Origin of the sequence: Serpentinicella sp. ANB-PHB4, from assembly GCF_031432315.1 — a bacterium.
GTDB lineage: Bacteria > Bacillota > Clostridia > Peptostreptococcales > Natronincolaceae > Serpentinicella.
Genome location: NZ_JAVKGO010000001.1, coordinates 329,492 through 345,240 on the forward strand (window position 1 = coordinate 329,492; position 15,749 = coordinate 345,240).

Annotated in this window: 19 protein-coding genes; all 19 read right to left on the reverse strand. The window is 30.2% G+C overall.

The features are described 5' to 3' along the window. Positions 1–3: 3 nt before the first annotated feature. A complete protein-coding gene (gene aroQ, locus RH915_RS01745) occupies positions 4–453 on the reverse strand; it encodes a type II 3-dehydroquinate dehydratase (RefSeq protein WP_310477550.1) in 450 nt (149 codons plus the stop codon). A gap of 118 nt (positions 454–571) precedes the next feature. Further along, on the reverse strand, positions 572–847 hold the full coding sequence (locus RH915_RS01750; RefSeq protein ID WP_310477551.1) for a late competence development ComFB family protein: 276 nt from the start codon (positions 845–847) through the stop codon (positions 572–574). Positions 848–981: 134 nt separating this feature from the next. Beyond that, positions 982–1,590 carry a hypothetical protein gene (locus RH915_RS01755; RefSeq protein WP_310477553.1) on the reverse strand — a complete coding sequence of 203 codons (609 nt, stop codon included), beginning with the start codon at positions 1,588–1,590 and terminating at the stop codon, positions 982–984. A 5-nt stretch (positions 1,591–1,595) separates the two neighbouring features. Next, on the reverse strand, positions 1,596–2,105 hold the full coding sequence (locus RH915_RS01760) for a PulJ/GspJ family protein (RefSeq protein WP_310477554.1): 510 nt from the start codon (positions 2,103–2,105) through the stop codon (positions 1,596–1,598). A gap of 6 nt (positions 2,106–2,111) precedes the next feature. Then, positions 2,112–2,579, reverse strand: coding sequence for a type IV pilus modification PilV family protein (locus tag RH915_RS01765; RefSeq protein ID WP_310477555.1), 468 nt, complete (start codon positions 2,577–2,579; stop codon positions 2,112–2,114). Positions 2,580–2,605: 26 nt separating this feature from the next. Then, positions 2,606–3,070, reverse strand: a complete 465-nt coding sequence (locus RH915_RS01770; RefSeq protein ID WP_310477557.1) for a prepilin-type N-terminal cleavage/methylation domain-containing protein — start codon at positions 3,068–3,070, stop codon at positions 2,606–2,608. Between the two features lie 924 nt (positions 3,071–3,994). Then, entirely contained in the window at positions 3,995–4,687 is a 693-nt protein-coding gene (locus tag RH915_RS01775) for a ClpP family protease (protein WP_310477558.1), read from the reverse strand. A 111-nt stretch (positions 4,688–4,798) separates the two neighbouring features. Then, positions 4,799–5,062, reverse strand: coding sequence for a YlmC/YmxH family sporulation protein (locus RH915_RS01780; protein WP_310477560.1), 264 nt, complete (start codon positions 5,060–5,062; stop codon positions 4,799–4,801). Positions 5,063–5,170: 108 nt separating this feature from the next. Continuing rightward, a complete protein-coding gene (locus RH915_RS01785; protein WP_310477561.1) occupies positions 5,171–6,436 on the reverse strand; it encodes a M16 family metallopeptidase in 1,266 nt (421 codons plus the stop codon). Between the two features lie 8 nt (positions 6,437–6,444). Then, on the reverse strand, positions 6,445–7,182 hold the full coding sequence (locus RH915_RS01790; protein WP_310477563.1) for a polysaccharide deacetylase family protein: 738 nt from the start codon (positions 7,180–7,182) through the stop codon (positions 6,445–6,447). A 130-nt stretch (positions 7,183–7,312) separates the two neighbouring features. Continuing rightward, a complete protein-coding gene (locus RH915_RS01795; RefSeq protein WP_310477564.1) occupies positions 7,313–9,397 on the reverse strand; it encodes a polyribonucleotide nucleotidyltransferase in 2,085 nt (694 codons plus the stop codon). A 138-nt stretch (positions 9,398–9,535) separates the two neighbouring features. Next, positions 9,536–9,799: a 30S ribosomal protein S15 gene (gene rpsO / locus RH915_RS01800; RefSeq protein WP_310477565.1), complete on the reverse strand. Its 264-nt coding sequence runs from the start codon at positions 9,797–9,799 to the stop codon at positions 9,536–9,538. Between the two features lie 87 nt (positions 9,800–9,886). Next, positions 9,887–10,831 carry a bifunctional riboflavin kinase/FAD synthetase gene (locus tag RH915_RS01805; RefSeq protein ID WP_310477566.1) on the reverse strand — a complete coding sequence of 315 codons (945 nt, stop codon included), beginning with the start codon at positions 10,829–10,831 and terminating at the stop codon, positions 9,887–9,889. 19 nt (positions 10,832–10,850) lie between these two features. Continuing rightward, positions 10,851–11,744, reverse strand: coding sequence for a tRNA pseudouridine(55) synthase TruB (gene truB / locus RH915_RS01810; protein WP_310477567.1), 894 nt, complete (start codon positions 11,742–11,744; stop codon positions 10,851–10,853). A 5-nt stretch (positions 11,745–11,749) separates the two neighbouring features. Beyond that, the gene (locus RH915_RS01815) at positions 11,750–12,718 is read right to left on the reverse strand and encodes a DHH family phosphoesterase (RefSeq protein WP_310477568.1); all 969 of its coding nucleotides are present in this window, start codon (positions 12,716–12,718) and stop codon (positions 11,750–11,752) included. Continuing rightward, on the reverse strand, positions 12,678–13,085 hold the full coding sequence (rbfA, locus tag RH915_RS01820; protein ID WP_310477569.1) for a 30S ribosome-binding factor RbfA: 408 nt from the start codon (positions 13,083–13,085) through the stop codon (positions 12,678–12,680). Before rbfA ends, RH915_RS01815 begins: the two co-directional genes overlap by 41 nt. A 19-nt stretch (positions 13,086–13,104) precedes the next feature. Next, positions 13,105–15,138, reverse strand: coding sequence for a translation initiation factor IF-2 (gene infB / locus RH915_RS01825; protein WP_310477570.1), 2,034 nt, complete (start codon positions 15,136–15,138; stop codon positions 13,105–13,107). A gap of 20 nt (positions 15,139–15,158) precedes the next feature. Then, positions 15,159–15,470 (reverse strand): L7Ae/L30e/S12e/Gadd45 family ribosomal protein, encoded by a 312-nt coding sequence (locus RH915_RS01830; protein WP_310477571.1) that lies wholly within the window; start codon positions 15,468–15,470, stop codon positions 15,159–15,161. Beyond that, positions 15,460–15,735: an RNase P modulator RnpM gene (rnpM, locus tag RH915_RS01835; protein WP_334307723.1), complete on the reverse strand. Its 276-nt coding sequence runs from the start codon at positions 15,733–15,735 to the stop codon at positions 15,460–15,462. The genes RH915_RS01830 and rnpM overlap by 11 nt, the downstream gene beginning before the upstream one ends. Between the last annotated feature and the right edge of the window lie 14 nt (positions 15,736–15,749).

The following is a 15,749-nucleotide window of genomic DNA, read 5'->3' on the forward strand; positions in this document are numbered from 1 at the left end:
AGATCACTTCCTAGCTTTATTATTTTGGTTCTTGTTTAGAATAGCATTCAAACCTAAGATGTAGCTATGTGATCCAAATCCACTTATTTGTCCGATACAACCTTCAGCTGTTACACTTTTTTTCCTAAAATCTTCCCTTGTATGTATATTGCTCAAATGAACTTCCACAGTCGGTAAGTTCGTAGCCTTAATAGCATCAAGGATCGCGATACTATAGTGTGTATATGCGGCAGGATTTATGATCATTCCACAAGCATTTTTATGCTTATGAATAGTGTCTATAATTTCCCCTTCACTATTCAACTGAAATATCTCTAAGGTTATGTTATACTTTTTTGCTTCATTATATAACATCTCATTAATTTCTTCTAAAGTTGTTGATCCATATATTTCTGGTTCTCTTGTTCCTAATAAATTTAAATTAGGTCCATGTATAACAATATATTTTTCCATGGTTACTAAACACTTCCTTTAGTTTAAATCATCTATCATCATACCACAACTCCTAGTATTTGAATAGATAATCTTTCCTTCGCATACCTTTAAGTAGTATTTGTTAAATTTAAAAGTTTCACGTATTTGGTCTATTATGCTTCGGCCTACTTTTAACTCGATCAATTGCAAATGTAATCGCTTTTGTTACATCGGTATCGAACTGTACAGACATTTCATTTACTCTATAGTATATTTCTCCATCGTCAGAAGTAAAATATTTTGGTTCTAGATAATTTAAAGCAATTGCTTTTATATCTGCCATGCATCTTTCACACTGACATATATCATATTTACCCACTATAACTGGTAATAACCTTTCTACTACACTTTCCATATGGTTTTTTACAATCATTTTTTAGTCCTCCTTAAAATATACTTTCTTTAATTTAAATCTACTATGTATCTGTTAAAACAAATGTAGTATGATCCTGGTAAATTTTGTATATTTCTTTTTCTAATCGTTTAACATATAACTATAAAATAGTATTATACACCAAAGCTTTGATAATAACGAATAATTTCAAAGGGTTTTATTTTTGTTTTCGGTAAATTATATTCATCAACGCCATCAATTATATCTACTGGTAATTCTATTTCTATTTTTATAAATCGCCTTGCTCTGTCATATTGTCCTTTCACTTTTACTTCAATTCTATTGTTAAATGGTTCATAATTTTCAATTTTAACCTCATAATGATGGGGTTTGGTATATTCTGCAAAAGGATTTATACGTTTTATCTCTATCCTATTCTTGTGTATATTAAAATAGCTACGAAACAGTTCGCAAAACTGTGGTAGGTTATATATCATACTGTCCACATCTCCTGCATTTAAATATTTTACTTTATATTCTTTTAGCAGTTCTAAGTAACTATATATTATTTCTTCACAGATTTCATTTAACTCATATAAAAAAGTATCCACCCCGGTTTCAGCCATATAGTGAGCTTTAGTAGCATTAATACTAGACTGAGTTAACTTATAGTGATTAATAACCAATTGATGTGCAGTCATAATCATAATCGAAATAATTAATCCTACAATTAATGTTACAACCAGAAGAGATCCTTTGCTATTTGTTAAATACTTTTTCATAGACATTACCTAACTTTATATGGGATATATATTTTTGTTTTTACTGAATCATTATTTTTACTCGATATAACTTTAATTTCAATCAACTTGCCTTCAATAATTTCTGTTACTCTAATATCTTCTATAAAAGTTGCTAAAACATTATGTTCATTACGCATATTAACTCTTATTTGATTGGTGGACCGATTAAAGTATAATAAAGTGTTAAATTGATTTCGCTGATTCCCACTTAAATCGACTCTCACATGTTTCTCTTGAGAATTAAAACCTTCAAAAGTTGTTCTTGACCGATGAAATGTAATCCTTGTTTGATCCATTTCTCGTAATGTTTTTTCAATATAACTCATAGCAAATCTAGTATGATAGTTGTGTGCTACACCTTCTATTTGTTTACTGGTTTGTCGATAAGCAAAGTTCAAGTAGGTAGATAGCGTCATTAAAATAATGGCACTAAAACTCAATGCTATGAGTATTTCAATTAAGGTAAAACCTTTATTATTTTTAAATACTTGCATGATTAATTACCTTTCAAATTTAAATGCTTTATATTGTAATTGTAATTGCTCAAAGTCCTCAGGTTTAATTTTAAACTCTTTATAATAAAAATCGCTCTTGTCTAAATGATTTAATAAAACACTTTTTCGATGTAGTATTGTTTCCGGCTGATTCAAATTATCTTTAATAATCATAGTCACATTATAGTATGGCTTATCTTCAATTTTTTCGTTTACGACAAAATCAATAATGTTGATATTATAATCATAAGTCGTAAGGTCTACTGGATCTTCTTCGTAAAAAAAATTAGTTGCTTTTAATTCTTCCATCACACCTTGTGCTATTTTGATATTTTTATACTGTTGGTCACTTAGCTGCTTAAATTGTATCGATTGAGCCAGTAATGTAAAAGTTGCTGTAAACATGATTGACAATATTAAAAGTGCGCCAATTACTTCTATAAGAATAATGCCTTTTTCTTCTTTTATTTTCAATTCAAAAACACCACCAGTCTTAAAACCTAGTCAAGATAATTTATTTGAACTCTGCCCGTAGCAATTAAGGTTTCTACTTGTACCCTTTTACCTCTTTGGTTTCTAAAAGTAAGTTGTAAGTAATTGGTTGTCCCACTACGACTATAAACTACATAATTACGATTCTTAGATTCAATTTCTATTCCTCTAGGTATTCTGTTTTGAAATACAACCTCTGATAGGGAAAAATTTTCCCTTATTCGATAGGTATTATCCACAATTTCAAAACGATAGGATCTTGATTCATCAATACTTAACTGTTGTGCCATTTGCTTGGCACTTCTTACTTCTTCTGCTAGATTCTTTAAACTTGTATCATGGTAGAAATTCAAATTGATTGGATTAGCTAAAGTCAGTATGATCCCAAGAATGGAAAGGACTAATATTAATTCAATTAATGTGTAACCGCAATTGTTTTTCATCATAATTCTTCCTTTTATTAACGTAATCATAATATTATTCTCCAATAAATTACATATTCCTGCAAAATTCTAGAAAGTTATAAAAAAATTAAGTAACTAGTTGTAGAAGGAATATCTTTAAGTAAAAGGTTATGGTTTTTAAGTTCTTTATAAATATTAGGAATTGTTAATGCTCAAGCTTTTTTTATTCAAAAAATAATGCACTTATTAAGAATACCTGCTAGAATTTAGTTGTTCAAACTAAAATTAAAGAAGGTATATCAATAAGTGCACTCTAATATATCAATAATCTATTAAATTTAAAAGGGTAAAAGTAAATAAAATTTCTCATGGTGGTCCTTTATAAGATTTTTCTATACAAATCTGCGTGAACATATTCTCGTTGCCAATGAAAACAGTACCGTATTTTTAATCACATTAATTACGATACTCCTCTCTTTCTAAGTTGATTTGTATTAATGAGTGTAAGGTAATGCTGAAATCAACAAATATAAATCTATTTTGCTTTGGGTGAGAAAAATAGGATATTAAGTGTTCTTCTTAATTAAACTAAAAGTCATTTGGTGAGTTAGTTGCTTATTTCATAACTTCTGAGAGCAATTTTATAAAATTTGTCAATGAGAAAAACATTTTTAGCGGCGAAGTTCTTTAAGTATTAAAACGTAGTTATTTGGTTATAGAAACTTTCATAGAGTTCGAAAGCGAACCCATTAATTGTTCTATCTGAGAAATAATTAAAAATTATATGTTAAGTTTAATCCTATGTTTACAGCACAGGTTTATTAACTGAACTTTCTCTTATATTCTCTTACTACTTTAAATAAGCATTACTGTAATAAAGGAGCGAGATAAAATATAATCCCCCCCTTTGACAAAACACTAATAAAAAACATTTGCAGTAACATATCTTATAAAAAGTTTGTGTAAACAAGCTATAATTTTATTAGAAGAATATTAAACTGTAATTAGTGATTTCAATTTATTAATTGCCTGATTTAAACCACCAACTTCATTAATTAATTTTAAGTCAACAGCCTCTTTTCCTATTAAAATCGTTCCTACGTCGTTTGCTAACTCATCTGTTGTATTCATTAACTTTAAAATTGATTCTTTATCAACATCAGATGTTCTATCTATAAAGTCTATTATTCTATCTTGCATTTTACTAAAATACCTAAAAGTCTGAGGAACTCCAATAACTAGTCCGTTCATTCTTATGGGGTGTATAGTCATAGTGGCAGAGGGAGCAATAAAAGAATACAGTCCTGAAGTTGCAAGTGGAACGCCTATACTATGGCTCCCTCCAAGAACTAAAGTTACTACAGGTTTTGATAGACTATTTATTAATTCTGATAATGCTAGTCCTGCTTCAACGTCTCCTCCCACAGTATTTAATATAACTAACATACCTTGTATTTTAGGGTTATTTTCCACAGCAACTAGTTGTGGTATGATATGTTCGTATTTTGTGGCCTTGTTTTGTGGTGGGGAAGCTAAGTGACCTTCAATATGACCTATAATAGTTAATGTATGTATATTTTCAGCAGACTCTGGAATATTAATAGTTCCCAAACTATTAATATTTTGCACTTCCTTATTATTTTCATTGTTAGTTGATCGCTGTTGATCTTGATTTATAAAACTCATATATTCACCTCAAATTTCTTTATCATCTTATGTAATATTATTGTTAGCTATTTATCAACAACTATTCTAAATTTTATTAAAAGATTTAAACCATTTATTTTTTTAAATCAATTAGTAAGTGTGTTTTTTCTTATTGTCATCCTCAAGTTCAATGATAATCATATCTGTACCGATTCTTTTAACGGATTCCCATGGAATTTCCATCGCTGAGTTATTAGAAAAAAAATTTAGTAAACTTTTGCGATCAGGTATTAATAATGAAATTATTCTACCGGTTTTTTCATCTATCAATAAATCTGATTCTGCAACTATCCCAAGACGACTACCATCATTCAAGTTTACAATTTCTTTACCACCAATTGTACTAAATAACATCTTATCTACCTCCTATTTTTATTCTTATATCTATATTACTATTTTTTCTTAATATTCATAATTAAAATTTAAAATCCACTATCTATTTGACAGTGGATTTTAAATTAACTACATATTAAGATATTTTTTTACTTTGTCAGATTCATCTTCTTTGCTAATTGTTGTAGATGCAAGATTTTCAAAGTTAATTATTTCTCTTATAATAAGGTCTATGTCCTCCATGGTTACATCATCTATTTTTTGAATGATATCATTTTGCGTATAAGTCTTATTCAGTAAAAGTTCTGATTTGCCCATTGCAGACATTCTACTACTAGTACTTTCTAAACTTATTATATAACTTCCTTTTAACTGTTCTTGTGATTTTTTTAATTCATCGTATGTAAATCCAGTCTTTGATATGTCTTTTAATTCGTTACTTAATAAAGAACATACTTGGCTTAAATTTTTTTGAGCTAGCCCAGCATAAATATTGAATAGACCAGCATCTTCATATACAGATGGGTATGAATAAATAGAATAAACTAAACCGTGATCTTCACGAATTTTTTGGAAAAGTCGTGAACTCATACTGCCACCAAAAATATTATTTAGAACATACATAGGATATAATAATTCTGAGTTTAAATTGAAACCTCTAAACCCTAGGCACAAATGTGTTTGTTCAATATTTTTTTGCTTATATTCGTGCATAAAATTATATGTTACATTATTATTACTGCTGTTCTTTTGATTTGGTAAGTTCTTTTCCCATCCAGAAAACTTATCTTCGATCTTACTTATTAATTCTTTATATGAAAAATTACCTACTACTGAAATAACAGAATTATTTGCTACATAATGCTTGTTTAAAAATTTTTTCATAGCAATACGATCAATTTTGATAAGTGATTCTTCTGTTCCTAGAATAGGAAGTCCCAAGGAACTTTCTCTAAAAATGGATTTTGTATGCAACTCATGCACTGTATCTTCAGCTGAATCTTCGTACATATTTATTTCTTCGTGTATAACACCCCGCTCTTTAATTAACTCAGCATCGTCTATATTTGAGTTAAATAATATATCAGCTAATATATCTAAAACTGAATCAATGTAAGTATTTAATACTTTAATATAGTAACATGTATATTCTTTGCTCGTGAAGGCATTAATTTGTCCACCTATATTATCAATTTCTTCTGCAATTTGTTTTGAAGATCTTTTTGCTGTGCCTTTAAAAAGCATATGTTCAATAAAGTGAGATATTCCGTTATTATAATTTTTCTCATATCTACTTCCAATTTTTATCCAGATTCCAATTGTAACTGATTTAACATGATTTATTTCTTCTGTTACAATTCTTAATCCATTATTTAATTTGTGTTTATTGTACATTTTTCCTCCTATTTTAGTATATCACTTACTCTTCCAACTTTCATTTGCTTCTCTTCTAGCTTATCAATTAATATTGGCAAAGCTTTTGCAGTTTCTGGCATTGGATGCATAAGTACAATTGAGCCCGCATGATCATTTTTACTTATAACTCTGTCTACTATTATATCTTTAGTACTGCCTGATCTCCAGTCTATTGTATCAATTGACCATAAGATTGTTGTATATCCAAGTTTTTCTGCTGCAACCAATGTATTTTGATTATAGGAACCAGAAGGTGGAGCAAATAAGTTTAGTTTTTTATTGTTTAGGTAAGGTAATATTATTTCATCTGCTTTTGATATCTGTTCAATATTTTTTTCAAGTGATAAATTACCATAATTTAAATGTTGATACCCATGGCTACCAATCTCATGCCCTTCATCTATGATAAGTTTAAAAATATCTGGAAACTCTTTTGCCCATCGACCAGTAACAAAAAAAGTAATTTTAACATCCTTATCTCTTAAAATTTCAAGCATATCAGGAATAACTTCATTACCCCAATCAACATTACAAGCAAAAGCAATATAATTGCTTGTATCGTCACCTCTTTCCACTGGCTGTATTGATTGATTAAGACTTATAACTGGTTCTGTTTTATTTTTATCATCTCCAGATAGACTATACCCAATAATTGAAACAATTAGAATAAAAATCAGTGCAAAAACGATAAAAAAGAGTGTCCTTTTATTAATTATAAATATCATAATACATCCTCCTTTAAAGACTGATACCTTTCTTATAGTTTATTTGTGATATCCGTCACTTATTCGAATGTATTTTTAAAATTAATAAAAAAACATAAACCATTATGTGGTTTATGTAATTTATTTTATATTATTGTTCCTTGGGTAACAGGGCTTTAATTGATAAACTAATTTTTCCCTGTTTGTCTATATCTATTACTTTTACATTAACTTCTTGATTTGTTGCTAAAACATCTTCTACTTTAGCTACTCTTTCGTGAGCTATATTTGAAACATGAACCAGTCCTTCTTTACCTGGAAGAATTTCAACAAAAGCTCCAAAGTTCATAATTTTTATCACTTTTCCTTTATAAACTTCTCCAATTTCAGGTTCTTTTATAATATTTTCTATTTGTGAAAGTGCTTTTTCTGCGGCTTCTTGTGATTCAGCAGCAATAAATATAGTGCCATCATTCTCAATATCAATTTTAACTCCTGTATCATCAATTATTTTATTAATTGTTTTTCCACCTGTACCTATAACATCTCTAATTTTGTCAGGATTAATTTTAAATTTAAGAATTCTTGGCGCAAATGGAGATAATTGTTCTCGTGGAGAGTCAATTGTTTCTTTCATTTTTTGTAAAATATAATTTCTACCTGTTTTTGCTTGATCTAGGGCGTTTTTGAGTATGTCTCTATCGATTCCTGCAATTTTAATATCCATTTGAATTGCTGTTATTCCTTTTCCTGTTCCTGCTACTTTAAAGTCCATATCACCTAAAGCATCTTCCATACCTTGTATATCAGATAATATAGCTACATCTTCCCCTTCTTTTACAAGTCCCATTGCAATCCCAGCAACCATACTTTTAATAGGTACACCTGCATCTAGTAATGCTAATGTACTTCCACAAACACTGGCTTGGGACGTAGATCCATTTGATGCAAGGATTTCAGATACTAATCTAATAGCATATGGAAATTCTTCTTTACTTGGAATCATAGGCTCTAATGCTCTTTCTGCTAATGCACCATGTCCGATTTCTCTTCGACCTGGGCCTCTAAGAAATCTAGCTTCTCCAACACTATATGGAGGAAAATTATAATGATGCATGTACCTTTTAGATTCTTCTTCACCCAAACCATCAATTTTCTGAACTTCACCTAATGGTCCAAGTGTTGCTACTGTTAAGGCTTGAGTTTGTCCTCGTGTAAATAGACCTGATCCATGTGTTCTTGGTAGAATACCTACTTCAGAAAATATTGGTCTAACTTCATCAAGACTACGATCATCTGGTCTAACTTTTTCTTTTGTTATCATAAACCTTAACTGTTCTTTAACTATGCTTCCAAGTACTTCTTTAACTTGTTTTAACCTATCATCAAATTTTTCAGAAAAATATTCGATTGTATCCTCTTTAACTTTATCTAGGTTTTCACTTCTTTCATGCTTGTCAAAAGTTTTAAGTGCATTTAGCACTTTATTTGTAGCATAATTTCGCACTTCTTCATTAAGATCGTCATCAACTACACTTAGTTTTAGCTCCTGCTTTTCTTTACCTACTTCATCTACAATCTCATCAATAAATGATATAATTTTCTTTATCTCGTTATGACCAAACATGAATGCATCTAACATTTCTTCCTCAGATATTTCTTGACTACCTGCTTCAATCATCATTATTGCATCTTTTGTACCTGAAAGTACTAAATCTAAATCGCTTTTGTCTCTTTGTATGCTTGTTGGATTGATAATAAACTCTCCATTTATCATACCAACATTTACAGATGCTATTGGTCCTTGAAAAGGAATATCTGAAATAGATAATGCAATAGAAGAGCCTATCATAGCAGTAATATCAGGAGGGCAGTCCTGATCTACAGATAAAACAGTTGCAATAACTTGTACATCATTTCTATATCCTTTAGGAAACAATGGTCTTATTGGTCTATCTATAAGTCTAGATGTAAGAATAGCTTTTTCTGATGGTCTCGCTTCTCTTTTTATGAATCCTCCAGGAATTTTTCCAACAGCATATAATTTTTCTTCATAATCTACACTTAGCGGGAAAAAATCGATACCTTCTTTCGGCTCCTTAGATGCTGTTGCGTTTACAAGTACTACGGTTTCTCCATACGTGACTAAGCACGAACCATTTGATAATTGTGCTAATTTACCAGTTTCCACTATAAACGGACGTCCTGCAATTTCTGTTTTAAATACTTTATGCACACAATTTCCTCCTTTCATTTATTAGCATAATACATAAGTTATTCTATAGTCTTAGTAAAAAATATATAAATCATTCTTTAGGTATGTATAAATTTTCATTAGATATAAATATAGAGCGGGTATACCCGCTCATAGCAATTATTTTCTCAGTCCTAATTTTTCAATTAGTTCTCTATATCTTTCGATATTTTTATTTTTCACATAGTTTAAAAGATTTCTTCTTTTACCAACCATTTTAAGTAATCCTCTTCTTGAGTGATGATCTTTTTTATGAGTTTTCAAGTGATCGTTCAAGTGATTAATTCTCTCCGTTAATAACGCAATTTGTACTTCTGGAGAACCAGTGTCGGTATCATGCACTTTATAGGTTTCAATTAATGATTTCTTTTCAACTTTTGCCATAGTCGTTCACCTCCTTAAAAATTATCCCCTTATTCTAAGTAACTGTCGGTGAGTCATATTACCGAGAATAGGTTCATTTCATATCCGCTATAAGTCTAACATATCTTTATTATCTTGTAAATATTTTTTTGCATTTTTTATATCTTTATCTATTTGCAACGATAATTCACTAGTATTTTTAAATTTTATCTGCTTTCTTATTTTTTCGTAAAATTCAATCGTTATAGTCCTATCGTATAGTGGTTCATAATAATTTATAATATAAGTTTCAATACTGGTATATTGATTATTAAACGTTGGGTTTGTTCCAATAGAAGTTAACCCTTGATATCTAACTCCATCTATCGTAACTACTGTTATATAAACGCCTTCTGTAGGTATAATCTGATTAGGTTCAACTTCTATGTTCGCAGTAGGATAGCCCATAGTTCTTCCTCTTTTTTTCCCATTTATAACGTGACTCTTAATGAGAAAAGGCCTCCCTAAATAAGTATTAGCTCCAGTTATATTACCATTTTTAATATGGCTTCTTATTATAGAGCTACTAACTTTTTCATCGTTAATTTCTACAGGTTCGATTACAATAACATCAAAACCATATTTTTCACCATATGTTTTTAAAAGAGAAACATCTCCTTGAGCCTTATAACCAAATCTATAATCAAATCCAACGACTACAAATTTACAATTTAAAGTATTTATCAATATTTTTATTACAAACTCTTCTGCACTTAAGCTCATGATAGTTTCGCTAAAAGTATCAAAAAAGAGAGTGTCAAGATTAAATGACTTTAATATCTCCACTTTGTTGTAAAAATTTGTAATGTGCATTTTGAAATTTTGCTTTTTAACAAGACTTTGAGGATGATTTAAAAAAGTATAAACACATGACTCCATATCTTCTAACTTGCTTTTTTCAACTAATGTTTTGATCAATTTCTGATGGCCTAAATGAATACCATCAAAGTTGCCAAGAGCAACACCTCTAGATATATTTTTATTGATTTGTTCATATTTATTTAGTACTCTCATAAATTTATATTGCCCCTCTTTAAATAAGTAGCCTAGAAAATTTCAATAATAATGCGTTATTTGATGGATCATTTTGTATTTTTCCTAAACCAACAAATTTGTTCTCTAAATAAATAGCCACTGTCTGATCTTGGTCACAATGTCCACATGTAGTAAAATATTTTTCACTAATTGGATTTCCATTTAAGGCTAGTTTCTTTTGTGATGGATGTATATGAATTTTTGGTATATGTGTTAGAGGATAATCTATTGGTAATAGATGTTTTTTTATTAAATTAGTTTGGTTAAGCTCTTCAATTGAAATTGTTGAATCAATATCAAACTTACCTGCTCGTGTTCTAAGTAGAAATGACATTGTTCCACCACATTCTAATGCTTGGCCAATATCATGACATAACGTTCTAATATAGGTTCCTTTAGAACATTCAACATCAAATAAAACTCTGTTATCCTTAATATAAACAATATGTATTTTATAAATTTCTATACGTCTTGATTTTCTTTCTATTTCAATTCCTTCTCTTGCAAAATCATAAAGTTTTTTTCCACCGACCTTTAATGCAGAGTACATTGGTGGGACTTGGTTATACACGCCTACAAAGCTTAATATAGTCCTGATGATATCTTCTTTTGATTTATTTATAGTCTTTGTTTTTAAAATCTGTCCATCTGTATCTTGTGTATCCGTTTCAATTCCAAGTAATAACTCAGCACGATAAGATTTAGTATCGTTTAGTAAGTAATTTGAGATTTTTGTTGCTTTTCCAATACATATTGGTAATACACCCGCAGCACTTGGATCAAGGGTCCCTGTATGTCCCACTTTTTTAATATTAGTTTTTTTTCTAATAATATTAACTACATCATGAGAGGACATTCCAGGAGGTTTTAAGATATTTATTATACCTTCCATAAAAGTCACCTACCCAAATAAATAGATAAAATATCTTTTATTTTGTTTTTAATTTCAATTGGAGTACATGTTGTTGTTATTCCTGCGGCCTTTTTGTGACCACCACCATTAAAATGGCGAGCAATTTCACTAACGTCAAAATTACTCTTTGATCTTAGGCTTACTTTAGTACTATTAAATTGTTCTTTAATAAGAATAGCAACTTCTATACCTTTAATATCTCGCGCAAAGTTGACTACACTATCTACTTCATCAATAGTTACTCCATAAGATTTAACCTGTTCACATGTAATTGTTACGAATGAAACTTTACCACCCATAGTTACTTCTAAATTGCTCAAAATAGATCCAGTAAGCTTAACACTTTGTAAAGAATTGTTTTGATATAAATTAAAAGAAATATTTTCAATGTCAATACCAGTTTTCACAAGTTTTGAAACAATTTCATGAGTTTTATAGGTTGTGTTACTGTAAGTAAAGTTACCAGTATCGGTTAAAATTCCTGTATATAAACAAGTTGCAATGTTTTTATCAATTATAAAATTATCTTCTAAAATGTGATAGATAATTTCACAAGTAGCAGATGCATCATGATCTACAATATTTACATCTCCAAACATAGTATTACTGATGTGATGATCAATATTAATTACCGTTTTACTTTGATTTAAAATGCGTTTACATTCACCTAAACGATCCTCATCTCCACAATCCAAAACAAAACAGAAGTCATATTTACACTCTGGATAATTGTCATATTTTGTCAACAAATCAATATTAGGTAGAAATTTAAATTTTAATGGTACTATATCAGTGTTATATATTGTTATATCATCGCATATTTTATTTAATGCTATACCTAATCCTATTGTAGAACCTAAACTATCTCCATCTGGATTTATATGAGATATGACTGCAACTTTACTAGTCTGATTAATCTTCTGTATGAGATTGTTTATCATTAAGTTTATCACTTTCTTCACTTCTCTTTTTTTCACCTGTTTCGATTTTGGATATTAGTTCTTGCATGGCCATTCCTTTTTGGATAGATTCATCTAATTTAAAGATTATTTCAGGTACATAACGTATTTTAATATGTTTACCAATTTCTCTTCTAACAAACCCTGCAGATTTCTTTAGTCCATCTAATGTTTCCCTTTTTTCTCTCTCTGTACCTAAAATGCTTATATAGATTGTTGCATATCTAAGATCACGAGTTGCTTCTACTGATGTGATGCTTGTCATGGAGGATATTCTTGGATCTTTCAAACTATTTCTAATAATTAGACTTACACTTTTTTTAATTTCTTCATTTAGTCTATTGGTTCTTGGATAAGCCAAAGGTTAATCTTCCTTTCCTCTACCTTTTAATTTCTTCCATAATATATGCCTCAATAATATCATTTTCTTTTAGATCATTGTAGTTATCAATACTAATACCACACTCATAACCAGTGGCCACTTCTTTCACATCATCTTTGAATCGTTTTAGTGAACTGATATCACCATCGTGTACAACTATACCATCTCTAACCAAGCGAACGTTAGCATTTCTTTTAATTTTTCCTTCTATAACATAGCAACCCGCAACAGTACCAGCTCCTGGGACTTTAAATGTTAATCTAACTTCTGCTTTCCCAAGTTGAACTTCTTTATATTCAGGATCTAGCATACCTTTCATTGCAGACTCTAGGTCTTCTAGAGCATTATATATGATTTTGTATAAACGAACATCAACCTCTTCTTTATCAGCTAAGGAGACTGCTCCAGAAGAAGGACGAACATTAAAACCAATAATAATAGCATTTGAAGCAGATGCTAGCATTACATCCGACTCAGTAATAGCTCCTACCCCACCATGAATTGACTTAACAATTACTTTATCATTAGATAATTTACTTAAAGATTGTCTAACTGCTTGGACAGACCCTTGGACATCTGCTTTAACAATAACATTTAATTCTTTTATTGCTCCTTGTTCAACTTGGTTATAGAGTGCATCTAAAGAAATTTTTTGACTTGCTTTTAGTTGTTCTTCTTTAATTTTGTTAATTCTATTATTTGCAATTTCTCTCGCTGTTTTATCATCTGAAATAGCGTTGAGTTGATCACCAGCTCCTGGTACATCAGATAATCCTGTAATTTCAACAGCAGTAGATGGACCAGCAACTTTAACCCGTTTACCATCACTGTTAATCATTGCACGTACACGACCATATGTCGTTCCAATGACTATGGAATCACCTACATTTAGCGTTCCATTTTGAACTATAATAGTTGCTACTGGGCCTTTGCCCTTATCTAATTCCGCTTCAATAACTGTACCTACCGCACTTCTATTAGGATTTGCTTTTAACTCCTCCATTTCAGCTACTAGTAGAATCATCTCTAATAAAGTATCAATGTTTGTGCCTTGCATTGCTGATACAGATACACTGACAACATCCCCACCCCATTCTTCAATGAGAATGTCATTATCTGCCAATTCTTGCTTTACTCTATCTGGATTTGCATCTGGTTTATCCATTTTATTAATTGCTACAATAATTGGCACTTCAGCTGCTTTAGCGTGATTAATAGCTTCAATTGTCTGAGGCATAACTCCATCATCAGCTGCAACAACTAAAATAGCTATATCAGTAACTTTTGCCCCTCTAGCACGCATAGCAGTAAAAGCTTCATGTCCTGGGGTATCAAGAAAAACAATATTCTTATCGTTTAGTTTAATTTCAGACGCTCCTATATGTTGCGTAATTCCGCCTGCCTCTCTCTGGGTAATCTTAGTTTTTCGTATAGCGTCTAGTAATGAGGTTTTCCCATGATCAACGTGTCCCATTACGGTTACAACAGGTGATCTAGGTTTAAGATCCTCAATATTATCTTCAACGTGAACAATAAAATCGGATTCTTCCACATCTTCGGGTTCATTTTTTAATAGCTCAATATCGTAAAGTTGTGCTACTTTTTCAGCTGACTCAAAATCAATCTCTTGATTTATAGTTGCCATTACACCCATGTGTATTAATTTTGAGATAATTTCATTAACACTCTTACCAATTGTTTCTGCAAAATCTTTTACCGTAATCTTTTCATTAATTTCAAGAATGTTTGATTCTTCTGAGACATTATTATTATTTTTCTTCTCGTTGATTTTTTCCTGATTAATATCTTCATTTTGTATTATATGATCTTTAATTGTTTCTTCACCCGTTTCTTTATTTTCCGATTTTGTAGCGATTTCTTTCAAGTATTGTTGTAATAGCTCTGCACTCTCTTCGTCCACAGTGCTCATATGATTTGAGACATCGATAGATAAATCTGATAATTTTTCAATTAATTCTTTGTTACTTAATCCTAAAGTTTTTGCCAATTGGTATACTCTAATTTTTGACAAATGGACCACCCCCTATTTGTTTATGTAGCATCATTTTCTATGATTTCTAAAATTTTAGTGGCAAGATTTTTATCTTTTATAATGATTACAGCTCTCGAAGGACTACCTATTACACGACCTATCTCATCTTTTGTTGATTTATAGATCAATGGCACATCATAATACTTTGATTTATTTTGAAATATTTTCTTTGTATTTTCAGATGCATCACTTGCAACAATAATTAAAGAAGGTTTTTTTTTGACTTCGATCCTGCATGATTGTTCTCCTGATACCAAATTTCCAGACTTTTTTGCAAAACCAATTAAAGTTTTCACTTTATCATTCAGCATTTTTTTGAATCTCCTCCATTAAATGTTCATATACTTCAGGGGAAATTTCAGATTTAAACGCTCTATTAAATGCTTTAGATTTATAAGCTACTTCAAAACATTTTTGTTTATTGCAAATATAGGCACCTCGTCCAGGTGCTTTGCCTTTAAGGTCAATACTTACATTTCCAAGTTTATCTTTTACAACCCTAATTAACTGACGTTTATCTTTCATATCTGAACATCCTAGACATTTTCTTAAAGGTGTTTTTCTTTTCTTCAACATAATCACCCCTATTA